At 35.0% G+C, this 22266-nt stretch carries 20 protein-coding genes; 9 read left to right on the top strand and 11 right to left on the bottom strand.

What is annotated here, in order from left to right; all coding sequences use genetic code 11:
- Positions 1-22 precede the first annotated feature (22 nt).
- Together JF73_RS03400 and comGA are read right to left on the bottom strand one after the other, a co-directional pair.
- Positions 23-1027 carry a type II secretion system F family protein gene (locus tag JF73_RS03400; protein ID WP_046326974.1) on the bottom strand — a complete coding sequence of 335 codons (1005 nt, stop codon included), beginning with the start codon at positions 1025-1027 and terminating at the stop codon, positions 23-25.
- Positions 993-1967, bottom strand: coding sequence for a competence type IV pilus ATPase ComGA (gene comGA, locus JF73_RS03395; RefSeq protein ID WP_046326973.1), 975 nt, complete (start codon positions 1965-1967; stop codon positions 993-995). The genes JF73_RS03400 and comGA overlap by 35 nt, the downstream gene beginning before the upstream one ends.
- Before the next feature lie 1279 nt (positions 1968-3246).
- Here comGA and JF73_RS03390 point away from each other — a divergent pair.
- On the top strand, positions 3247-3588 hold the full coding sequence (locus JF73_RS03390; RefSeq protein ID WP_046326972.1) for a helix-turn-helix domain-containing protein: 342 nt from the start codon (positions 3247-3249) through the stop codon (positions 3586-3588).
- 61 nt (positions 3589-3649) lie between these two features.
- Here the strand turns inward: JF73_RS03390 and JF73_RS03385 are convergent, their stop codons facing one another.
- Positions 3650-4378: a YebC/PmpR family DNA-binding transcriptional regulator gene (locus JF73_RS03385; protein ID WP_046326971.1), complete on the bottom strand. Its 729-nt coding sequence runs from the start codon at positions 4376-4378 to the stop codon at positions 3650-3652.
- A gap of 263 nt (positions 4379-4641) precedes the next feature.
- On the opposite strand from JF73_RS03385, the gene JF73_RS03380 reads away from it, so the two are divergent.
- The 7 genes from JF73_RS03380 to JF73_RS03350 all read left to right on the top strand — a co-directional run bounded on the left by JF73_RS03380 (position 4642) and on the right by JF73_RS03350 (position 13185).
- Positions 4642-6249 (top strand): APC family permease, encoded by a 1608-nt coding sequence (locus JF73_RS03380; protein WP_222711688.1) that lies wholly within the window; start codon positions 4642-4644, stop codon positions 6247-6249.
- 158 nt (positions 6250-6407) lie between these two features.
- Positions 6408-7220: a Cof-type HAD-IIB family hydrolase gene (locus tag JF73_RS03375; RefSeq protein ID WP_046326969.1), complete on the top strand. Its 813-nt coding sequence runs from the start codon at positions 6408-6410 to the stop codon at positions 7218-7220.
- A gap of 43 nt (positions 7221-7263) precedes the next feature.
- Positions 7264-7965 carry an ABC transporter ATP-binding protein gene (locus JF73_RS03370; protein ID WP_046326968.1) on the top strand — a complete coding sequence of 234 codons (702 nt, stop codon included), beginning with the start codon at positions 7264-7266 and terminating at the stop codon, positions 7963-7965.
- Between the two features lie 13 nt (positions 7966-7978).
- Complete coding sequence (locus tag JF73_RS03365) at positions 7979-10771, top strand: FtsX-like permease family protein (protein WP_046326967.1); 2793 nt, start codon at positions 7979-7981, stop codon at positions 10769-10771.
- 196 nt (positions 10772-10967) lie between these two features.
- On the top strand, positions 10968-11732 hold the full coding sequence (locus JF73_RS03360; RefSeq protein WP_046326966.1) for an ABC transporter ATP-binding protein: 765 nt from the start codon (positions 10968-10970) through the stop codon (positions 11730-11732).
- Positions 11733-11734: 2 nt separating this feature from the next.
- Entirely contained in the window at positions 11735-12466 is a 732-nt protein-coding gene (locus tag JF73_RS03355) for a multidrug ABC transporter permease (RefSeq protein ID WP_046326965.1), read from the top strand.
- Positions 12466-13185 carry a hypothetical protein gene (locus JF73_RS03350; RefSeq protein WP_046326964.1) on the top strand — a complete coding sequence of 240 codons (720 nt, stop codon included), beginning with the start codon at positions 12466-12468 and terminating at the stop codon, positions 13183-13185. Before JF73_RS03355 ends, JF73_RS03350 begins: the two co-directional genes overlap by 1 nt.
- Before the next feature lie 56 nt (positions 13186-13241).
- Here the strand turns inward: JF73_RS03350 and JF73_RS03345 are convergent, their stop codons facing one another.
- From JF73_RS03345 to JF73_RS03320, 6 genes are all read right to left on the bottom strand, one after another.
- Positions 13242-15149, bottom strand: coding sequence for a copper-translocating P-type ATPase (locus tag JF73_RS03345; protein ID WP_046326963.1), 1908 nt, complete (start codon positions 15147-15149; stop codon positions 13242-13244).
- A gap of 14 nt (positions 15150-15163) precedes the next feature.
- Positions 15164-15535: a cupredoxin domain-containing protein gene (locus JF73_RS03340; protein WP_046326962.1), complete on the bottom strand. Its 372-nt coding sequence runs from the start codon at positions 15533-15535 to the stop codon at positions 15164-15166.
- Positions 15536-15670: 135 nt separating this feature from the next.
- Positions 15671-15874 (bottom strand): hypothetical protein, encoded by a 204-nt coding sequence (locus JF73_RS03335; protein WP_038522038.1) that lies wholly within the window; start codon positions 15872-15874, stop codon positions 15671-15673.
- Positions 15875-15979: 105 nt separating this feature from the next.
- A complete protein-coding gene (locus tag JF73_RS03330) occupies positions 15980-16762 on the bottom strand; it encodes an ABC transporter permease (RefSeq protein WP_046326961.1) in 783 nt (260 codons plus the stop codon).
- 3 nt (positions 16763-16765) lie between these two features.
- Entirely contained in the window at positions 16766-17563 is a 798-nt protein-coding gene (locus tag JF73_RS09505) for an ABC transporter permease (RefSeq protein ID WP_052727769.1), read from the bottom strand.
- A gap of 1 nt (position 17564) precedes the next feature.
- Positions 17565-18542 carry an ABC transporter ATP-binding protein gene (locus JF73_RS03320; protein WP_046326960.1) on the bottom strand — a complete coding sequence of 326 codons (978 nt, stop codon included), beginning with the start codon at positions 18540-18542 and terminating at the stop codon, positions 17565-17567.
- Positions 18543-19108: 566 nt separating this feature from the next.
- Between JF73_RS03320 and guaB the strand changes: the two genes are divergently transcribed.
- The gene (gene guaB / locus JF73_RS03315; protein ID WP_046326959.1) at positions 19109-20254 is read left to right on the top strand and encodes an IMP dehydrogenase; all 1146 of its coding nucleotides are present in this window, start codon (positions 19109-19111) and stop codon (positions 20252-20254) included.
- A 54-nt stretch (positions 20255-20308) separates the two neighbouring features.
- Here the strand turns inward: guaB and JF73_RS03310 are convergent, their stop codons facing one another.
- Together JF73_RS03310 and JF73_RS03305 are read right to left on the bottom strand one after the other, a co-directional pair.
- On the bottom strand, positions 20309-20734 hold the full coding sequence (locus JF73_RS03310; protein ID WP_046326958.1) for a MarR family winged helix-turn-helix transcriptional regulator: 426 nt from the start codon (positions 20732-20734) through the stop codon (positions 20309-20311).
- Positions 20735-20738: 4 nt separating this feature from the next.
- The gene (locus JF73_RS03305; RefSeq protein WP_046326957.1) at positions 20739-22136 is read right to left on the bottom strand and encodes a DHA2 family efflux MFS transporter permease subunit; all 1398 of its coding nucleotides are present in this window, start codon (positions 22134-22136) and stop codon (positions 20739-20741) included.
- Positions 22137-22266 lie beyond the last annotated feature (130 nt).

Below are 22266 nucleotides of genomic sequence, written 5' to 3'. Positions count from 1 at the left end.
TATTTACTCCTAATTCAATATCTTAAATTGATTGCATCATGGCATAAATTGGTAGTAATAGTTTTAAATACATGCCAACAATACATAAGCCAATCAAAATGAAACAAACTGGTTGCACGTTAACAATCAACTTCTCAATGTCCTGTGCTAAATCATTAAAAAGCGCCCTACCTAACAGCAAAAATCTTTTGCTTAAATCCTCTTTCGTTGAACCTGCTTCTATTAACAAAATTAGTTCATTTGGTAAAAATTGCTCCTTTTTAATGATTTCAGTTGGACTCATTCCTTTAGCCAGCTGTTTACTTACTTTTAATCCAACATGATGTTGCAAAGAACCCTCAAGTTGTGAAACAGCATAATCACAGATTTTTTGCAGAGAAAAGCCACTAGCCAATAGTAGTCCTACGTCATAAATCAAAATATATTTCACGTATATTTTGATTAGAGGACCAACAAGAAGAAAGTGCGAAAGCTTAACTAAAGCACTATAATCCTGTCTTTTTAATAAAAGCATTATTTTACTCATAAAATAAAGTATAATCATGCATAATATTAGTAATAATAAAAGCATGATGTCCCCTGTATGCTCTTCTGTTTCGGCAAATTGATTAGATACAAAAGTTTGCATAAATAGCAACAGAAAAATCATCATCATTACTAAAACAAATGGATAAGTCATTTCAGATTTTAATTTCTTTACTTGCTCATTTTTCAAACGATTTAACGTTGCAATTTGTGTCAAGCAATCAATCAAATTTCCCTGTTCTAGAGATAATTCAATCTGTGTCGCAATTGTTTTGGAAAAGCCCAAATTTAACATTTCGGTACTTAACTTTTTACCTGCTTGAATCTGCTTATTCAACTGCTCAAATAAATCTTTGCGTTTTGGCCATATTATCGGCATCATTTCCAGACTGGCATTTAGTGAAAAACCGTTTGCCAAACTGTTTTGAAGATATTCCAGAAATTCTAACCGTTCTTTATTATTTAACTTATCCTTCCTGATATTGGTTACATACTTGCGCACTAATTTTTCCTCTCTTTTGCAGCTGGGTTAAATTCTGGTGCCAATTGACATAATTGCCTCTCTTAGCCATATTGATGTCTGCCTGAAGTTCTGGACCACTAGCAATATCCATTAAGCAGGAAAAGCCGTCGGTGGTCGGTAAAAGCCGTTGATAACTAACGCCCGTCAGACAGTTAAACAGATCTGCAGTGCTGATATTTAAACTTTCAAGTCTTGAAATTGTTTGCAAAGTACTCTTAGCATGAACCGTAGCTAAAACAAGATGACCGCTTAATGCAGCATCAACAGCTAATCTTGCCGTGATAGCATTCCTAATTTCACCTATAATCAAAATATCAGGTCTATGCCTTAATGCTGCTTCGAGTAGTCTAGAGTAAGTAATATCCGCAGTTAAGTTCACTTGAGTTTGGATAAAGCTTGCTTCATGAATTTCCACCGGATCTTCAATTGTCATTACTACTTTATTTTGACCAGCTATTTTGGCCAAGTTATACATTGTTGTAGTTTTACCTGATCCTGTCGGACCACTGGTAATTAGCAGTCCCCTTTTTTCAGTTAAAGCTTTCAACTGGTCAATCTGGCTGTTAAAAAAGTACCTACTCCTATCAATTTGATAGATAATTCTAATAACTAAGGACTCGCAGTCGTTAAAGTCTCCAATACTTGATAAGCGAAGAAAGTAAGTTTTAGCTTGAAATTCATACTCAAAAGCACCTACTTGTGGTCTACGATGTTCAGCAATATCCATTTGCGCGGCAAACTTTAAAAAATTGATTAATTCCTTTCCTTCATTTACTGAATATTGGGTCTGCTTTGTTATCCCTTTCATTGTGCGTAAATTGACTAGTAAATTATTTTCTCGCAATAAAAAGAAAATATCACTTGCATGCTTAGTTATTGCTTCCTCAATTAAATTATTGACAGCGTCTTTAATCCTCATAAATGCCCCCTTCTTTTTGCTGACACTGATAATTACGCAAAAAAACAAAAGATTTTTCTAAAATTAAAATGTTTTTGGGGCTAACACAAATTATTATATATTCAGCAGCTCAATTTCTATTTTTTATTTCATACAAAAAGCAACACTTTCGTGTTGCTTTAATCCATTAAATACCGATTCTTACTGCGATTTTAAAAACATACTTATTTAGATAGAAAAATTTTTATTATATGAATAAACACTAAGAATAATAAAATTAGATCTTCACAGATAATGAGTTGATATTTAAGGTTGGAACTTATTGGCATCACTCCCTTTTCTATTTAATAATTTTAGAGGTAAGCATAATTAAGCCAAAAAGTAATAATTTTTATTCTCAAATTAAAATTACTATTAGCTTTTACTTAGTTAAGGAAAGAAACTCTGTCAGGTTCAAGTCTATTTTTGCAGTCTCAATTATCAATTTCGCATAATAATATTAGGTACTGCATTTCGCATATAATTTTTTATTAAAAGCACTATTTAAGCATTATCAAGAGTGAAATAAAGTTATTCCCAACTTTTAATTCATCCTCATAGCAAATTATTTATTAATCTTTAAAAGTCTACTTTTTATTATTAGTTTTAACTGAAAATAACATCTTAATGTCTTTTTATTCTCAAATTTTCACCTTATTATCTACTGTTATAAGTATTATAAAAAAGAGACTGATTAATTTTAGCTATAATAAATACATATATAATATTTTTTGATAAAATATTGATTAGCAATCTAAGTTGTAATCAAATAAACTTGATTACAGCTTAAGCCAACTATTAGAATTGTTACAATTCAAAAATTATATGCTAGGTAAAAAGAATATGTAAAAATTCATTAGTTGTGATTGCTAATCAATACATTGCAATAAAACATTTTTTATTGCTATTTTGTCTCTTTGTATATATCATTAACAAAGAAGTAAAAACTATTAAAAATTTTTTATTTGGCCCAGATATTATTAAATATGAACATTTTAATTTAACATATCTTATTTAGGCTACTACTGACCTCCCGTTCCTTTTTATTACAATATTTAATATTGCTTTTTCTACTACCACAAGTGATACTATATAAGTATATAAAAAAGTAGTCGATGTTGAACGCAGACTGCTAAATTAGTTAACACGATGATAAAAATCGTGCCGACCACTATGTGGATGGTTTTATTATATTACCATATTTGATAGCGGTCAAGAATTGAAGCAATCATTTGTGATACTTTTTTAAGGAAGAATTTAAATGAATGTATATTCGCGTATTTTTGTTACCGCTAAAAAACATGGCATGTCTATTAAAGAACTTGCTAGAAAAGCTCAAATTGGTGAAAATAGTATTTATAGGTGGAAAACTATCAAACCCTCCACGCAATCTTTGACCAAAGTAGCTCGACAATTGCATGTTTCTACTGATTATTTATTAGGTCAAGAAGAAAGCAGTAATAAAAAAGACTGCCTAGATATAGCTGATAAAAATGCCCAGTTATTATATGAAGGTCAACACGTTCCTGAAAAATATGTCAACATGCTTCGCTTTATTATGGAAGAAGATCGTGCGGAAAAAACAAAAACTTCCAAAAATTAAGTAAAAAAATTCTCTAGAATTGACTAATCAATTCTAGAGAACTAATCAAATAAGATTTTATTTAATCTTCCTCAGCTGCCGCTGTATATACATTTTGAACATCTTCATCATCTTCGAGAGCATCTACCAAATGATCAAATTGTTCTTTTTTATCATCTGGAACAGGTGTTGTATTTGCAGGAATCATCGTCAGCTCAGCATTAGCCAGCTTATATCCGTCCTTTTCAAGCGCATCACGTACTTGTGCAAATTGTTTGGGATCGGTGTAAATTTCGTAAGCATCATCGCTTGTTTGCAAGTCATCGCCACCTGCATCCATTACATCAAGCAACATCTGGTCTTCATCAGCATCAGTGGTAGAACGGTCTATCACGATATAACCACGACGATTAAACATATAGGCAACAGAACCAGTTGCGCCTAATGAGCCACCGTTACGAGTAAATGCAACTCTGACTGCGGAAGCAGTTCGATTTTTGTTATCGGTTAATGCTTCAACAAATATTGCTACACCACCTGGAGCATAGCCTTCATAAGTAATTTCATCATAATGCTCGTCTGAATTTCCTTCAGCCTTTTTAATGGCACGATCAATATTAGATTTAGGCATGTTATTTGCATGGGCCTTATCCATTACCATACGCAAATTAGGATTTCCGGAAGGGTCAGGACCACCATTCTTTGCAGCCATATAAATTTCACGAGATAATTTTTGGAAAATTTTACCCCTCTTTGCGTCTTGCGCATTCTTGCGGCCTTGAATATTATGCCATTTTGAATGTCCTGACATTTAAGAATCCTTCTTTCTTTTGATAGCGTATTAACGATATTATCTTACCGCATGAAGCTATAAATTTCAATACTAGCAATCATCCCCAACAAATTTTTAAAATTTTTCTGAATTCGTTTTCTTTAAAATAGTTTACTTTGCTACTAGTCAACTTTTTATTTAATTAGTAAAATAAAAACATTAGTTAATTTTCAAAGGAGAGAACTTTAGTGGAGGAAATAAATTCAAATAAAAAATATATTTCTTGGCCAATATTAACACTCATGGCCTTTTGTACTGTGATCGGCTTAGACGATATCATGTACAACTTTCAAAACCAAGGAATGCCGGTTGTTACCTCATGGGTTATCATGTGTTTATTCTATGTCATCCCCTATTCATTAATGGTAGGTCAACTTGGTTCCGTTTTTAACAGTGAAGGCGGCGGTCTTTCATCTTGGGTTCGTGGAACCAACGGGGAATTTTTGGGCTACTTTACAGCCTGGACTTATTGGGCTGCCTCTATTCCTTATGCTGTTGATTCAGCTAACGAAATTATAGTTGATATTGGCTGGGCTTTAACGGGTTCTGAAAAGTTTCAGAGTCAAATTTCTAACACTAAATTTGCTTTAATGACATTTGCCATGTTCATCATTTTTATCATCATCGAGCATTACTTTTCACATTCAATGGAAGTATTGTCAACTATTGGCGGTGGCTTAATGTTGATCATGACCTTAATGTTTGTTTTCTTGGCTTTCGTCGGTTTAGCAAAGTCTGGTGGACATATGGCAACGCAGCCATTCACTTGGCGCACACTGATTCCCAAGTTTGATATGCATTACTGGACTACCATTGCAATGCTTATTTATGCTTTAAATGGTTGTGAGCTGGTAGCTCCTTACGTTACGAAAATGAAAAAACCAAAATCTGATTTTCCTAAAGCAATGGTTGCCTTAGCAATCATGACTATTTTTCTGACAGTTTTTGGTTCATTTGCACTGGGAATTTATTTTAATAGTTATCACATTCCAAACGACTTAAAGATGAATGGCGCCTATTACGTTTTTGACATGGTAGGACACCAATATGGTATGGGCAAAACTTTACTTTATGTTTGGGCGTGGACTTCTGTCTTTTATAACGCCGCATTGTTAGCCGTATTACTTGACGCAATGACCAGAATGTTAATTTCAGATACTGGCGACAAGTACATGCCTAAATTCTTACAGAAAAAAGACAAAAACGGTCTGCCGATTAACGGCTACGTTTTAACCGTTTCTCTTTCAGCTTTCATTATGCTTTTAGGAATCTTTTTACCAGATATGAATGATATCTTCAATTGGCTGTTAAACCTGAATGGTATTATTTCACCGGGAGTTACTTGCTGGATCTTCTTCTCTTTCATGCAAATTAGAAAGAATTCCGCCAAATTTACTTCAGACTATGTCTTTATCAAGAATGACAAATTGGCATATTTAGCTGGTCTGTTCTTATTAATAGTTACTGCCGCAGCCACTATTTTAGGTATTGCACCACAAGATATTAAAAAATTCAGTGGTTATTGGTGGTATGAATTAATCATCAATATCATTGCTATTATTGTCTTAATTGGGCTGGGAGTAATTTTGCCAAGTATTAGACGCCGTGAAGAAGAATATGGCATTGCGTTTAGTCGCAGACAATGGAGCGTAATGTTTGTCCTCATAATTGGTTCAATCATATTTGATCTCTATCTGGGTGAAAAGAATTCTTTATTCAATAATGCAGCAGTTAGCTTGGGACAAGTTAAAATCGGAATGAATATTGCTTTGATTGTCTTAGAAACAGTTTTGGCAATTCTCTTATGCTGGCTTGTTGGTAGAAAAAAGCCTGTACAAATTAATAAATAAATATTGTAGTTTATCAGCCTGCGAAATCATTTTGGTTTCGCAGGTTTTTCTTTAGCTTCTAAAAATAAAAATACTGGTCGTTAATTCAAGTGGACCAGTTAAAATATTAAAGTTTCTACTATATAATAGTATTAGAATAACAAGTTAAGGAGAGTTCAATGAATAATATTCCTTTTAAAGCAGTAGCTGTTGATATGGATGGCACATTTGAAAATGATGAAAAAAATTTCGATCATCAAAGATTCGAAAAAGTCCTAACTAAATTACGGCAAAACCACGTTCATTTTATTGTTTCAAGTGGCAGACCCCTATCGCGTTTACGGCAGGATTTTTATGATTTTTTGGATCGGATCGACATAGTGGCTGATAACGGTTCAATTTTGACCAAAGATAATAAAATTATTGTACGGCATGTTTTTACTTATAAAACTGGCATAAAGCTTATTAGTTTTATTCAAAATAATTATCCGCAAATTCGGATTGCTGCAAGTGGTCTGAACAAATCATATATCAGTAAGAAAGCTCCACGTTATTTTAAAAATTCTATGCATTATTTTTATCCCGATGTGGATGAAATTGGCAGCTTGGTAGATATTCCTACCAGCGATAGCTTGACCAAATTAACTCTTGAATGTTCGGCGGAACTTGCTCGCGAGCTGGAAAGAAAGTTTAACCAAACAAATGCTGAAAGAATTCATTGTACAACCAGTGGCTTTAATAATATTGATGTAATGCCCAGCAGAGTTAATAAAGGGCAAGGCATTAAATATTTTTTGCGTTATTTCAATGTTAAGCCTTCTGAATTAATTGCTTTTGGGGATGGGCTTAATGATCGTGAAATGATTGAACTGGCAGGATTTAGTTATGCTATGAAAAATGGTCATGAGGAACTTAAAAAAATTGCTAAATACGAAGCACCTTCTAATAATGATATGGGCGTTTTGCAAGTATTAGAAAGCTACCTAGACTAAAATAACTATAAAGAAGAAAAAGATTTAATAAGGACCTGTTTTCATGAGTTATATTGATGTACGACACAACTATAAACGTTATCAAACTGGTGATACTGAAATATTAGCCAACAACGATGTAAGTTTTACTGTTGAAAAAGGTGAATTAGCCATCATTTTAGGTGCCTCCGGTGCGGGAAAATCTACTATTTTAAATATCCTAGGCGGAATGGATAACAATACCTCTGGTGATGTAATAATTGATGGTAAAAATATTGCTAAATATAATAAGCGCGAACTAACTGGTTATCGGCGCAGCGACATCGGTTTTGTGTTTCAATTTTATAATCTTATTCAAAATTTGACGGCAAGAGAAAATGTTGAACTAGCATCAGAAATAGTTCCTGACGCACTTGACCCTGTAGAAACACTGATTGATGTTGGACTTAAAAACCGGATTAATAATTTCCCAGCTGAACTTTCCGGTGGCGAGCAACAAAGAGTAGCGATTGCTCGTGCAATTGCGAAGAATCCTAAAATTTTGCTTTGTGATGAACCAACCGGAGCCCTTGATTATCAGACTGGTAAGAGCGTTTTACAGACCATCATTAACATGAGCCACAATAACAAAACAACAGTCGTAATAGTTACGCACAACAGTGCTTTAGCTCCCCTAGCTAATCGTGTGATCCATTTTCATGACGGTCAAGTTACCCAGATTGATACAAACCAGCATCCAGAAGATGTCGCTAATATAAAATGGTAGAAAAGGTTTGATCATGAATAACGTAATTTTAAAAGATTTTTGGCGGTCAATTAAACATACTAAGGGGCAATTCATATCAATCATGGGCTTGATGATGATTGGTGCATTTGCCCTAGTGGGCTTGATGGTCACTGGTCCCGACATGCGTGATACTGGGAATCATTATGCGCAAAAATTAAATACGGCTGATTTAACTGTTATTTGCAACTATGGTCTGGATCACAAGGATACTCAAAAAATTAAGCAAACTAAGGGTCTGCAAGACGTTGAATTTGGCTATATGACAGATACGGTTATCAAACATAGCCATGAAAGTTTTCGCATTTTTTCAGAGCCAAAATTAGTAGGTAAATATGAAGTGCGCCAAGGTTATTTACCTGCCAAGCAAAATGAAATTGCTTTGGCCGATCACTATTCTTCCCGCTACAAAATTGGGCAAAAAATCAGTTTCACTGAAAAGAAAAATATTTTAGGGACCACATTACTAAAACGTAAAAGCTTTAAGATCACAGGTTTCGTGCGCTCAAGCCAAATTTTATCCAACGTTAATTTAGGCCAAAGTAATAGTGGTACAGGTGAACTTAAAGGATATGCTGTAGTTAGCCCCAAGGCATTTGACCATACAGTTTACACCACTGCCAATTTAAGATATAAAGATTTACGCGGACTTGATTCATACGGTAAAACTTACACCAGTAATGTCAAAAAACATAAAAAAGATTTGCAAAACGTTCTTAAAAATAGTGCTCATCAAAGAAAACAAAGAATTTTAAATTCTGCGCAAGAAAAATTAGCTCCTCAGGAAAAGAAAATCCAACGTGCCGAGCAAAAAATAAAAGATGCAAATCAACAAATTAATGCAGCTGAAAAACAGTTAGCAACCCAGAAGGCTAAACTAAATACACAAATAGCACAGGTAAAAAACGCAGGTACAAATTTACCAGCCACTGCCAGAATGCAGCTTGAACAAGCTCAACAAGAAATTGCTGCAGGCGAACAAAAGCTGCAGCAAGAAAAAAGGCAATTTTCTCATCAATCGGCCGTTGCCACCAAGAAAATAACAGCTGGTAAAAATAAGATCAATAATATAAAGAGTAAGTTAAAAAAGCTAGAGCTACCAAATTATAGCGTATATAACAGGCGTGAAGTTCCGGGTGGTGAAGGAAATCTAGTGTACACAACTGTTGCACAAGTGGTAGAAGATCTGGCTAAAGTGTTCCCGATTTTTCTCTACTTTGTTGCTGCTCTCGTTACCTTTACCACCATGAACCGCTTTATTGATGAGGAAAGAATTAACTCCGGTACAATGAAAGCGTTGGGCTATGACGATTATGTCATTATCAATAAATTTATTGCTTACGGCTTTATTTCCGGTACTATCGGGACTATTTTGGGCGTTTATTTAGGTCATACTTTGATGCCCCAGATTGTTTATCATGCCTATTATAAATCTATCACGATCCCACCAATCGAATTACACTTTCATTGGCAAATTAGTTTAATCGCGCTTTTATTATCCTGGATCAGTTCAGTTTTACCTGCTTACTTGACTGCTAAGAATGAATTTAGGGAAAAACCAGCTGCACTGCTATTGCCAAAGCCGCCAGCAGCCGGTTCTACAATTCTACTGGAAAAAATTCCTTTTATTTGGAACCATCTTAGCTTTACCCATAAGGTTACTGCACGTAACATTTTTAGGTATAAGAAGCGCATGTTAATGACAATTTTTGGCGTTTGTGGTGCCGCTACAATGCTATTTGCCGGATTTGCAGTTAAAAATTCGATCACTAATATGAATAACAGGCAATTCAAAGATCTTATTCACTACAACATGATTGTGGCAGAAAAACCTGGCATTTCAGATCAGCAAGAAAAAAGTTTAAGTAAGAAATTACAAGCTGGCAGCATTAAGTCGGAAACCCCTATTTATTATGAGTCTTTGTCTAAAACTGCCGGCAAAACTGGTGACACTCAAGATATCACGTTAATTGCACCTTCTTCCGGCAAAGTCTTAAAGGATTATGTTCATTTAAATAACCGCAAAACAAAACAGACCCTTCATTTAAGTAATAAAGGCGTAATCATTTCTGAGCGCCTTTCTACCCTGCTTAATGTGAGTGAAGGCGGCTATATCTCAATCACAGATAAAGATAACCACGTCAGAAAAATGAAAGTAGCTGGTATCACAGAGATGTATATGGGGCATTTTGTTTTCATGAACAAAACAGAATACCAGCGAGTCTTTAAACGTAATTTCAAATCTAATGCCTATCTGGTTAATTTAAAGAATTCGAGTCGCAAGAACACGAGAAAAATGGCCGCACAATTTATGGCACTAAACGGCGTGGCAGGAGTTGTCCAAAATACAGCAGTTAGCCAAGAATTAGACGTTGTAGTGCAATCTTTAAACTTGATTATGCTTGTTTTAATAGTAGTTGCAGGTCTGCTAGCAATCGTTATCCAATATAATTTAACTAATATCAACATTGCTGAAAGAATACGTGAGCTTTCAACTATTAAAGTTTTGGGTTTCTATAATAATGAAGTTACCATGTATATCTACCGTGAAACCATTTTGTTAACAGTAATTGGTATTTTGGTAGGCTATTTGACTGGTGATTTGCTCTATCGCTACATTCTTTATGTTGTTCCACCTGATAATGTCATGTTTAATCCGGCATTATCAACGTCTAGTTTTCTTTGGCCACTGGGAGTTATCGGCATAATCACTATTGTTTTAGGCTTTATCGTGAATAGAAAACTTAAGAATTTGGACATGCTGGAAGCTTTAAAGTCAGTGGATTAAATTGTAATGCTCTTTTGACCAAGAGCATTATTTTTATTTCTTTATAAAAATATTAAATTAAACTAAAATTATGCTATAATTATTTTATTAGATTTAATGTTCATGAAAAGATCTTCAAATTAACCTGTATACGAAATATTTATCATCCTTCCTTTTTAAATGATAAAGTTACTACAAATTAATATTGGAGAAAAAATTGAATAATATTTTACAAGTTAAACATTTAAAAGAAACCTATAAGGATAAAAAGCAGGAATTTCAAGCTTTAGATGATGTTTCTTTTACAATTGACCAAGGAGAGATACTGGCGCTTTTAGGTCCTAATGGTGCTGGAAAAACTACTATTGTCTCAATCATTGGCGGTTATTTAATTCCTACTTCCGGCCGTGTGATTTTGAATGGTCAAGATATTACCACTGCACGAAAGAGACCAAACATTGGCGTTTCTTTTGGTGGTGATTTAGGTTTTTACCGTAACGCTACAGCCAAGCAAAATTTACAATTTTTTGCGGACTTGGCTAAGGTTCCCTTCCGCAAGCAGAATAAAGAAATCGAACGTGTTCTGTCAATTGTTGACCTTCTGAATGTTGCCAATAAAAAAGTGGGAGAATTTTCTAAAGGAATGACGCAAAGACTGCATATAGCACGCTCTTTGCTCAATAATCCTAATCTATTGCTCTTGGATGAACCCACAAGTGGTCTTGATGTTGAAATTGCACAGAGTGTGCAGAATACAATTAAAAATCTGTCTGAGTCGGGTATTAGTATTTTATTAACCAGTCATACTATGTCCGAAGTTGAAAAATTGGCTAAACGGGTAGTTATTTTAGGTGCAGGAAAAGTATTTTTTACCGGCACCATTAATGCTGTTTTTGGCTTAGCTGAAAAAGAAATAAACCAAAAACCTAAAAATTTAGAAGAAGCCTACTTAGCTTTAGCGCCTAAATTAAGGAGGAAATAAAAATGCGTTTTATTCGTCTTTTCCTCTTTCATGTTAAAGACTATCTTTCAGATCAATATTTTGTCTGGTTGACAATTACAAGTACTACTTCTATTTTTTTAATGCAATATATTATGGCGTACGCTACACATAATTTGGATAATACACAAATATGGCTCCAAAGCGGTATTTTTGGAATGTGGACTTCTTGTACAACCGTTGCCGGTTGCATCAGTTTTGAACGTTACAAAGGAACGCTGCCATATTTATTAAACAGCCAGTATGATGAAAGAGCTTCGTTAATTACCTTGCTTTTGCCTGCATCCAGCTATGGCCTGTTTTCGTTTCCGATTGCATTTATTCTGGCAAAAATTTTAGGAGCAGCTACTGGTACAGTTTCTCTTTACATTATTTTATTAATTTTGCTAATGTGGGTCGGTTGTGCAGTAATGGGCATCTTAATTTCATCTTTTCTAACCCTGTCACCAAATGCAATGGTCTATGAGAGCTTAATCGGAACCCCCATATTATTATTAGCAGGATTATTCGGCAATGATACCGTTTTAGAGCCATTAACCAACGTATCACAATGGTTTATTCCAATCACGGCACCAATTGCTGCTTTATCCCATAATAAAAGTCTCAACTGGTCTTCTTATTTCTGCAGTTTACTTCTTTGGATTGTATTAATTGTGGTTATTGTCAGAAAAATTAACGACCTGGTAAGAAGGAAAGGAGCTCTGAAAATTATCTAATGTTTGCTACACAGTTCTCGGGCCTTTCATTTCTGAATAATTGGCGGACAAAACTGACTTACTTTTTCATTACACCAATGATTAGTTTGGCCCTGTTAGTATTAATCAATATGCAATATTCTAATCAATTTGATTGGGGAGTTGCACTTAGTTCAATTGCAATATCTGCAGCTGTACTTACTCTTGAAACATTTTGTTCAGCTGTGATTAACGATGCTAATTTAAGAATTGACTTTGAATTAATTGCCAAAAAACCTTTCAGTTTCAGATATTGGCTTACTAAGTGCATTGTTGCCCTTATTATAGGCAGCACTTTAGCACTAATTAACCTTTTTCTCTTGTACTTAGTAGGTGCGCCCTTAGTCATTATTGGACGAGCTTTACTCATGCTGCCACTTTTATGTCTTTATGGTTGCGCTTTAGGTTTTGTATCTTGGGCTATTTCCTGGCAAATGAATGATCCCTATTTTTTAGAGAATATTATCAGTAGTATAGCCGAATTAGTCTCAGGAGTGCTAGTTGTAATTTCAGCTTATCCTGATTGGTTAAAAGCAATTTCTTTTTTATTCCCCTTTTCAGAACCAGTTACTTATATCAAAACAGGTGATGCTAACCTAACTTATAGTGTATTTATTACCTTCATTTGGCTTATAATTGGCATTATAGCTTATATTTTTCAAATCAAGCCTGTTTTAGCTAAAGGAAAACATCATTATTAAGGCTTACACAGTAAAAAAGAGCGGTTGAATATTTTCAACCGCCCTTTTTTTAAATCCTATATTTTAGCTTTGCCTAATAAAACTGAACTAATTACAACTGATAGTGAACTAAATGCCATAGCTAGGCCAGCTATTTCTGGACTAAGAGTAAGACCAACGCCAGCAAACACACCAGCTGCAACCGGTATACCTAAAACGTTATAAATGAAAGCCCAAAACAGATTTAACTTTATCCTGTTAAAAGTCTTACGGCTAAGCTTCAAAGCCCGCACAACGTCTTCAAGATCGTTTTTAATTAGCACAATACCACCTGCATCTATTGCGACATCGGTACCGGAACCCATGGCAATACCAACATCTGCTTGGGTCAAAGCCGGCGCATCATTGATGCCATCACCCACAAAAGCCACATGATGCTTTTTCTGCAGGTTTTTAATAGCATCTGCTTTATCAACCGGTAAAACTTCAGCTATTACTTGATCAATACCAACTTGCCCAGCTATTGCATCAGCTACCTGCTGATTATCACCTGTCAGCATTACGGTTTTCAACCCTAATTGGTGCAAGTCACTTATTGCCTGTTTAGCATTTTCTTTGGGAGCATCTTGAATTGCAATTAGGCCAATTACTCTTTCATCTTGAGCAACCGCTATTACAGTCTTTGCCTCATTTTGCAATTTTATAATTTCAGTCTTAAACTCCGCAGAAAACTCAATTTCACTCTGATTTTTTGGACTCCCAACTAAAATTTTACTGCCAGAAACAGTGCCACTTACGCCCTGCCCTTCAATTACAGTAAAGTTTGCTACTGGTTTCAGAGTAATATCTTCTTTTTTCGCAGCAGCCAAAATGGCGGGTGCAAGAGGGTGCTCAGAAAGTTTTTCCAAACTAGCAGCAAGTTGTAAAACGCTTTTTTGATCACCTACAATATCTGTTACTTGGGGCTTTCCCTTAGTAATAGTACCGGTTTTATCAAAAACAATGGTATCTATATTATTCGCAGCTTCTAAAATTTCTCCGTTTTTGATTAAAATGCCCATTTTAGCACCACGGCCCGTGCCCACCATTAAAGCGGTGGGTGTAGCCAAACCTAAGGCACAAGGACAGGCAATCACCATCACTGCTACCGCAAAAACTAAAGCAGTAGCGACATTTTTGCCTAGAATAATAAACCAAACCAGAAAAGTCACGATAGCAATAATTAAGACGGTAGGAACAAAGATATTTGCAACTTTGTCAGTCAACTTTTGAATTGGTGCATGACTATTTTGCGCCTTTTTCACAATATCAATAATTTGGGCCAACATAGTATCATTGCCTACCTTTTGTGCTTCCATCACAAAAGATCCAGTTTGATTAATCGTCGCACCAATTACCTGATCTCCTTGGGCTTTTTTAACTGGTAAACTTTCACCCGTAACCATTGACTCATCAATATTTGAATTTCCCGAAACTATCTTACCGTCGACAGGAACTTTTTGCCCAGGCATAACTTGTATCAAGTCGCCCTTAACAACTTTAGTTATTGGAATACTGACAAATTCATTGCCACGCTTAACTAAGGCATCCTTAGCACCCAAGTTTAATAGTTTGCCCATTGCATCTGAAGCTGTAGCACGCATTTTTTCTTCCAAGACCTGGCCGAGTAAAACAAAGGTAATTACAAAAGCAGCACTTTCAAAGAAAACCGGTTTGCCCGTAAACATCGCATAAATGCTATAAACATAAGTAATTGAAGTTCCTAAGGCTACCAGTGTATCCATATTAGAATGATGTTTCTTAAAAGCCGACCATGCACTGGAAACAAACGGCCCTGCAGAAATGAGCATAATAATTGTAGTAAAAATCAGCATGGTCCATTTGCCGCCTGGCAGCATCCAACCTGTAAACGGGTGAATGATCATTTCCAGCAGCATTGGCAATGAAAGTATCAGTGACGTCCAAAAGCGTGTTGTTATCTTCATTTCTTTACCTACGCTTATTTAACAATCACTTTGCCATGAAACATATTCATACTGCATTCCCAGTCATATTCACCAGGCTTGGAAGTATCTATTTTAATTTGTTCTACTTTACCTTGAGGCAGCTTTTGATTAATACCAAAATCAGAAAAGACAACATGGTCCAGACAATTGGATGAGTCTGTCCTCTTAAAGTTTAAAGTAGCTGGTATGCCCTTTTTTAAAACAACTCTTTCAGGTGAATATCCACCCTTGACTTCAATGTCAACACTTTGTTGATTGGCATTAACTTGCGCATTTGCTGCCGCCACATCATGTTTGCCGAAGAACCACCATGCAATAAAAGCAATGAGTGCAAGTCCTAAAGCTAAAATAATGATTTTATCCATGATAATTTCTCCTTTTTTCTTCTTTAAGTTAGTGTCTACATCTGTAAACTATAATTAGTATAGATGGTTAATTTACAATTGTAAACATTAATGCTCAAAAAAAGCACTGGCTTTTGTCAGTGAAGAAAAAACTATCTAATCAGCATTGAGGCTCTGCAACCATTTTGCCAAATCTTTTTCTTCATTTAATACATGTTCCAGCTTTATATTGTCTTCTGCAGCTAATGACAGCATTAATTGCAAAAAAGCGGGTACCGAAAGTCCATGCCGATCTAAGTTATATTGCGCTTGTTTTACTGTTGCACTTGCTAAATTAATTGAGAGTACTTCATCTTTCATTTTCTATTTAATCCCCAAACCTTTTTATTAAAACTAATAGACCATTTTAAAGAAATTACCTGCCGCTACGCAAGCTTTTAGCAAATAAAAAAATAACTACGTGGTCTATCTGCCGGCACCATTATATTTTTTCAAGCCCAAATTCCAAACAACGTGATCCAAAAAAATAAAGATAATTGCCATTAATAATTGTAATAACAAAAGTTGCCAATCTTGAGCCTGCAACAAAATTATTGTTGCAGGACAAGCTACCAGGCCAAAAGGAAGAATAAAATTAAAAATAATATTGCCTACTCCGCGGTAAATACTGGCTGGATATCTGCTCATTTGGATCATACTTAAAAACAAATCGTTCCTGCCAAAATTAGTAGGAAACCAAAAAGCCGAAATCGTCCATAAATACCATAATGAATAGTAAAGAATGCACCCACAGATACATGAAAATATAAAACAAAGTAATTGCACTAATGTGATCTTGATATTTTGACAAGCATAAATAATTACGACTAAGCCTAAGAAGGAGTTTACCAGCTGCGTAAACTCAATAGCACTAAAGAAATAATATAATTTAGTATTGATTGGTTTTAACAGGACGGAATCAAGTGTTCCCTCCCTAATATCATTTTCCATTTTGGGCATGGATTTAACCAAGAAAGCCATTAAAAAGCCATCAAGCATAGTGTAAACACCAACGAGCAATAAACATTCTTTGTATGTCCAGCCGCCAATTGTGTCAACGCTTAAATAAATCACCTTAAAAAAAGCAATGGGAATACCTAACCACAGAACTGATGAAATAATACCAAAGAGTGTGTCTAATCTGAAACTCACAGTTTCCAAAAGAGCAATTTTTACCAAAGACCTGATTAACTTAAGTTTATTTCTCATCGTTTAACCCATTACATCAGAATATCTCTGAAGCCCTTTCTTATTAACTATTTGCACCATCAGATAAAATACAGCTGCCCAAATAAGCTCTACCAAGGTATTTTTACCCCAATTTGCTAAGGAAAAGCCTTTGACCAGAGTATCAATCGGAAAAGAGCTAAAATACTGAAATGGCAAACACTTAGTTATTTTTACTAAAAAGGACGGTAAAATTTCCAGCGGAAAGTAAAAACCAGCAAGTAGGTTCACCACTACCTCTTTCACAAGTAAAACAAAAAAGAGATTATCAAACCAATAAGCCACACTACCAACGATATATGAAAATAAAAACCACAAAATTGCAGATAATACTATGCTAACAGCAAATTCGACCAAAACCATTAGCGAAACATGCAACAAATTATTTAACAGAATGTACAAGAAACCAATTACAAGAATTGGCAAAAGTAAAAGCAAATTTGCCAGTCGATCACCAAGCATTTTAGCGAAGTAATACTTTTCAATTGCTATGGGTCGATGAATGATATTAGACAGTTCTCCTGAATGAATATCATCATTTAGTTCCCAATCTACTGCGTACCATACAAATGAATTAATAAAATTGACACCTATATAGTAGATCACAATCTGATTTTTGCTAAAGCCACCAATTGTTTGTCCCTGATCTAAAATTAGAGACCATAAATAAAACATGACTAGACTAGGCACAAGTGCTTGCAAAAGCAAAATCACCACACTGCTTTTATTAGCCAAGATCGACTTCAGAGAAATTTTGCCGATAGATAAATATGTTTTTAGCATTTTAATTTTCCTCAGCAAACAATTCCAAGATAATATCTTCCAGTTTGAGATCGTTTATTTGATAATCTGTGCCTTGGTTGTTTTGAGCTAATTGTGCTATCACATGATCAACTTTTTGTGCAGGAACTTTAATTGTAGTTGTGACATCATCTTGATCAATTATTTTAGCTTTGATATTAGTTTCATTAAAAGACTCAGATTTTATAAAGCTAATATATTTATTATTGCTAAATTTATTTAATAGCTCCTGTTTTTGACCGTCCCAGATTATTTTCCCGCGGTCAACAATAATCAAATGATCACAAATACTGGCAATATCTTCCATGTCATGAGAGGTTAGAAAAACCGTTAGGTTTTCCTCTTTGTTTAATGATACTAAAAACTTGCGAATATCCCTTTTGGCTATGACATCTAAACCGATTGTTGGCTCATCTAGGAAAAGCACTTTAGGCCTAGTGGCTACCCCTGCTAAAAATTCAATTTTCATGCGTTCACCTAAAGATAATTTCCTAGTCTGCAGATCTAGTTTTTCAGTAACATTGAGAATACGCGCTAAGTTGGCGACGGTTTTCGCAAAAACACTTTCAGGAATGTCGTACATGGTCTGGAGCAACTCTAAATAATCCCGCGGGGTTAGATCTGGAAAAAGTTGCGATCTGTTGCCCATTACCACTGAAATTGATTTTTTAAAATCGTTAGTCCTTTCAACCGGATTATAGCCGTTCACTTTACAGTAACCAGATGAAGGAAACAAGGTACCAGTTAGCATCTTAATCGTCGTAGTTTTCCCAGCACCATTTTTGCCAATAAAGCCCACTTTTTCTCCACTCTTAATTTCAAAATTGAGCGACTGTACGGCTTTAACTACAGACTTTTGTGGCTTAAAAATATTCTTAGCCACTGCTGCCCAGTTTTCTCCCCTGCTATTAATAACATATTCTTTGGAAAGATTATGTACTTCAATTGCATTCTTACCCATGATTTACCTCTTTATGGATAAATAGTTAGCACAAAAAAGCAATTTCAAGAATTTTTTCAATAAAATTGCTTTTGTTTGAACATAAATCATAATACTTAATTAGGAAATGTCATTAATTTAAACTTTTAAAAAAGATTTTAAATCAGCAACACTAGGTAAATTTTACCATGTCTTCCGTTATTTTTAAATTATATTTAATGTTTTTTCCAAGTAATTACAATGCGCTATTTTTACTTATTTTTATTTCGCAGTAAGTATTAGCTATTTTCTTTCTAAGTATAAGTTTTACTTTAAGTGAATTATCCCAGTATTTTCTTACCTAGTTATAATAGCCGAACTTTATTTTTTACTTACAAATATTAGCCCTATATTTTAAAGCTTAAATATTTTTATCTCTAATTAATCACATACATAATTTTTAATAAATAATTAATTGTTCGTATTAAATTGCAAAAATTTTTGAAGCTTTTTTTGAAAAAAAACAATTTTCGACTTGACCCGGAACTAAATCACTAGTAAAGTGTAATCAATTTATCTATTATTTTTCAAAAAGGAGTGTGCATTAAATGTCAAATTGGACAACCAAATTTGTTAAAGAGGGTTTAACTTTTGATGATGTGTTATTAATTCCAGCAGAAAGTCACGTTTTGCCAAATGAAGTTAATTTACACACACAATTGGCACCAAATCTTAAGCTTAACATCCCTCTAATAAGTGCCGGCATGGATACTGTCACCGAGGGTGCAATGGCTATTGCCATTGCACTACAAGGTGGTCTGGGCGTTATTCACAAAAATATGTCGATTAGTGCCCAAGCTGGTGAAGTTGCCAATGTTAAAAATGTTGTTGTTCCCGCTAACATTACTAAAGCTGCAGTTGATGACGACAATAGACTACTAGTAGCGGCAGCCATTGGTGTTACTAGCGATACCTTCGAAAGAGCCGAAGCGCTCCTTGAAAAAGGTGCAGATGCGATCGTAATTGATACTGCCCATGGTCATTCCGCTGGAGTCTTGCGCAAAATTAAAGAAATTCGCGATCATTTTCCTAATATTACGTTAATTGCTGGTAATGTTGCCACAGGCGATGCTACCAGAGCACTTTTTGATGCTGGTGTGGATATCGTGAAAGTGGGTATTGGCCCCGGCTCTATCTGCACAACCCGCGTAGTAGCCGGTGTTGGCGTACCGCAGATTACTGCCATCTATGACGCGGCTACAGCTGCACGGGAATACGATAAACCAATTATTGCTGACGGTGGCATGAAATATTCAGGTGATATTGTTAAAGCATTAGCTGCTGGCGGCAACGCTGTTATGCTAGGTAGTATGCTTTCAGGCACTACCGAAGCTCCCGGAGAAATTTTTGAGAGCAATGGTCGTAAATATAAGACATATCGTGGTATGGGCTCGGTTGGTGCAATGGCACAAGCGCATGGTTCTTCTGACCGCTATTTCCAAGGTGGTGTTAATGAGGCTAATAAATTAGTGCCTGAAGGTGTTGAAGCTCGAGTAGAATACAAAGGCGATGTTTCTGATATTGTCTTCCAAATTATAGGTGGACTGCGTTCAGGTATGGGTTATGTAGGCGCTGCTACAATAAACGATCTGCGTGAAAATGCTCAATTTGTTAAAATTACTAATGCTGGATTACGTGAGTCTCATCCTCATGACGTCCAAATTACTAAGAATGCACCCAATTATGAAAGATAATTAAAAAAAACTAGTTATTGGTTTAATCCAATAACTAGTTTTTTTATGTTTCAACTAATTTTCTGAAATTGCTTTATTTAATTTTTGCAAGTTTTCAATTAGTTCTTTTTTTGTGTCTGCCCCAAGTATTGCAGCATAACTATTTTCAGAGCTAATAAAATAATTAGTTATTTTTCCTTCGAGTTTAATCGCTTTATCAGTCAGTAGAATTGCCTTTAGTCGTGTATCACGTTGATCTACTTTCTTATAGATCAAGCCTTTGTTTTCCATTAAACGTAAAACATTAGTAGCAGTCGATTTCCTGATGTTAAATTCATGCTCAATATCTTTTTGATAAATTGACTTATTCTGCGCAAATGAAGCTAAATATTCAATAATCAGCATCTGTGTACCCGTCAAGCCAATTTTTCTAGCATAATAATCGGCATTACGATTAAAAGTATTTTGTACACGCTGCAAGGCCAATCCGAGTCTGTTCATTATTTTATTCCTTTGTTTTTACTGGTTTCGTTGCCGCATACAGTAAGTATACACCAATAAGAACAATCATTAGAATAAAAATAAAGCCAACTTGAGCAGCAGCAATATATTTTCCTGTAACAGAAGTTTGGCTGCTCGTTTGTTCAACAAACTGCATAATTGCGGAAATAATTGCAGTTCCCACAGCACCTGCAAATTGCTGTGCCATATTGAACAAGCCGTTACCATCTGTATTTTCACTTTCTGCCAATTGGCCAATCGAAGCTGTCATCGTATCACCCATAACTAGTCCGATCCCTAACATTGTAATAGCATAAAACAAAATTATTTTACCAGAAGTGAGTGAAGAAGCAAAAATGCAGTATAGTAGGCCACCAATAATTTCAAAAACTGCCCCAGTCATAATTGGCTTTTGTGCACCATAGTTATCAAGGAGTCTACCACTAATAGGTGACATAATTGCTCCTACAAGTCCCCCAGTGAGCAGTAATAGACCTGCTGTCATTGCAGTGGAGTGGTTAACAATTTGCACATAATTTGGCAGAATAAAGGACAGACCCAAAGTATTTACTTGAAATATAAAATAAGCTGTAATACCTTGCGTAAATTTAGTCTTCTTAAAGACACGAATATTAATTAAAGGGTTGGATGTATTAAGTGAGTGCTTAATAAAAACCATAAGGCTGATAATACCGATAACTAAAGGGCTAATAAACATTAATGGTTTCTGTAAAATAGTTGACAAGTTACTAAAAGCAAAAATTAATCCGATAAAAGTTAAAGCAATACTTATAAAGCCAACTACATCGAGTTTCGTGTGTTTAACTTGTCCAGTTTCACCAGTAATAGATGTTAGACCCATGATTAAAGAAATGATCATGACGGGAATAATGAAAATAAAGATATAGCGCCAACCTAAAGTGTTAACGACTAAACCACCAAATGTGGGTCCTAAAGCGGGCGCCACAGCTGTGATCATTGTTCCTATTCCCATGAGTAAACCTATCTTATCTAACGGTGTTCTTTCCAAAATAATATTGAACATTAATGGAATTGCTATACCGGCTCCTGCTCCCTGAATAACACGACCAAGAACCAAAAAGATAAATTGATTTGCAACAGCATCAATTAATAAACCACAAATGAATAAGACTGCCGCGGTTACAAAAAGCTTACGTGAACTAAAATTCCTTTTCAAGTACGCGGATAGCGGCATAATGATGGAAGCAACCAGTAAGTAGCCTGTTGTCATCCATTGTACTGTTGCCATATTGACGTGAAAATCATTCATTAAAACAGGAAATGTAACGTTTCCTGCAGTTTCAATTAACACACCTGAAAAAGACATTAATCCAGCTGCAAAAATTGAACAAATTAGTTTTGCATCTAATTTTCTTTGCATTCAAATTCCTCCTAAAATTTAGTTAGCAAGCTAACTAAATAACCATAGTAACTCACATTTTTTTGAAATGCAATCAATTTTAAAAGAAAGAAAAACTCACCTTGGAATTCAAGGTGAGTAATTTTTTGGC

Source organism: Lactobacillus helsingborgensis (assembly GCF_000970855.1).
In the GTDB taxonomy this organism is placed as follows: domain Bacteria; phylum Bacillota; class Bacilli; order Lactobacillales; family Lactobacillaceae; genus Lactobacillus; species Lactobacillus helsingborgensis.
Note: the sequence above shows the minus strand (reverse complement) of the source record. Positions and strands in the feature narration are given on the sequence as shown.

What these genes read in the sequence shown, in the direction of transcription:
- JF73_RS03380 (WP_222711688.1), top strand. Translation starts at nt 4,642, where the DNA reads ATGGCCTTTTGTACTGTGATCGGCTTAGACGATATCATGTACAACTTT.
- JF73_RS03390 (WP_046326972.1), top strand. Translation starts at nt 3,247, where the DNA reads ATGAATGTATATTCGCGTATTTTTGTTACCGCTAAAAAACATGGCATG.
- JF73_RS03335 (WP_038522038.1), bottom strand. Translation starts at nt 15,874, where the DNA reads ATGAAAGATGAAGTACTCTCAATTAATTTAGCAAGTGCAACAGTAAAA.
- comGA (WP_046326973.1), bottom strand. Translation starts at nt 1,967, where the DNA reads ATGAGGATTAAAGACGCTGTCAATAATTTAATTGAGGAAGCAATAACT.
- JF73_RS03355 (WP_046326965.1), top strand. Translation starts at nt 11,735, where the DNA reads ATGCGTTTTATTCGTCTTTTCCTCTTTCATGTTAAAGACTATCTTTCA.
- JF73_RS03305 (WP_046326957.1), bottom strand. Translation starts at nt 22,136, where the DNA reads ATGCAAAGAAAATTAGATGCAAAACTAATTTGTTCAATTTTTGCAGCT.
- JF73_RS03350 (WP_046326964.1), top strand. Translation starts at nt 12,466, where the DNA reads ATGTTTGCTACACAGTTCTCGGGCCTTTCATTTCTGAATAATTGGCGG.
- JF73_RS03385 (WP_046326971.1), bottom strand. Translation starts at nt 4,378, where the DNA reads ATGTCAGGACATTCAAAATGGCATAATATTCAAGGCCGCAAGAATGCG.
- JF73_RS03365 (WP_046326967.1), top strand. Translation starts at nt 7,979, where the DNA reads ATGAATAACGTAATTTTAAAAGATTTTTGGCGGTCAATTAAACATACT.
- JF73_RS03340 (WP_046326962.1), bottom strand. Translation starts at nt 15,535, where the DNA reads ATGGATAAAATCATTATTTTAGCTTTAGGACTTGCACTCATTGCTTTT.
- guaB (WP_046326959.1), top strand. Translation starts at nt 19,109, where the DNA reads ATGTCAAATTGGACAACCAAATTTGTTAAAGAGGGTTTAACTTTTGAT.
- JF73_RS03370 (WP_046326968.1), top strand. Translation starts at nt 7,264, where the DNA reads ATGAGTTATATTGATGTACGACACAACTATAAACGTTATCAAACTGGT.
- JF73_RS03345 (WP_046326963.1), bottom strand. Translation starts at nt 15,149, where the DNA reads ATGAAGATAACAACACGCTTTTGGACGTCACTGATACTTTCATTGCCA.
- JF73_RS09505 (WP_052727769.1), bottom strand. Translation starts at nt 17,563, where the DNA reads ATGCTAAAAACATATTTATCTATCGGCAAAATTTCTCTGAAGTCGATC.
- JF73_RS03320 (WP_046326960.1), bottom strand. Translation starts at nt 18,542, where the DNA reads ATGGGTAAGAATGCAATTGAAGTACATAATCTTTCCAAAGAATATGTT.
- JF73_RS03375 (WP_046326969.1), top strand. Translation starts at nt 6,408, where the DNA reads ATGAATAATATTCCTTTTAAAGCAGTAGCTGTTGATATGGATGGCACA.
- JF73_RS03310 (WP_046326958.1), bottom strand. Translation starts at nt 20,734, where the DNA reads ATGAACAGACTCGGATTGGCCTTGCAGCGTGTACAAAATACTTTTAAT.
- JF73_RS03330 (WP_046326961.1), bottom strand. Translation starts at nt 16,762, where the DNA reads ATGAGAAATAAACTTAAGTTAATCAGGTCTTTGGTAAAAATTGCTCTT.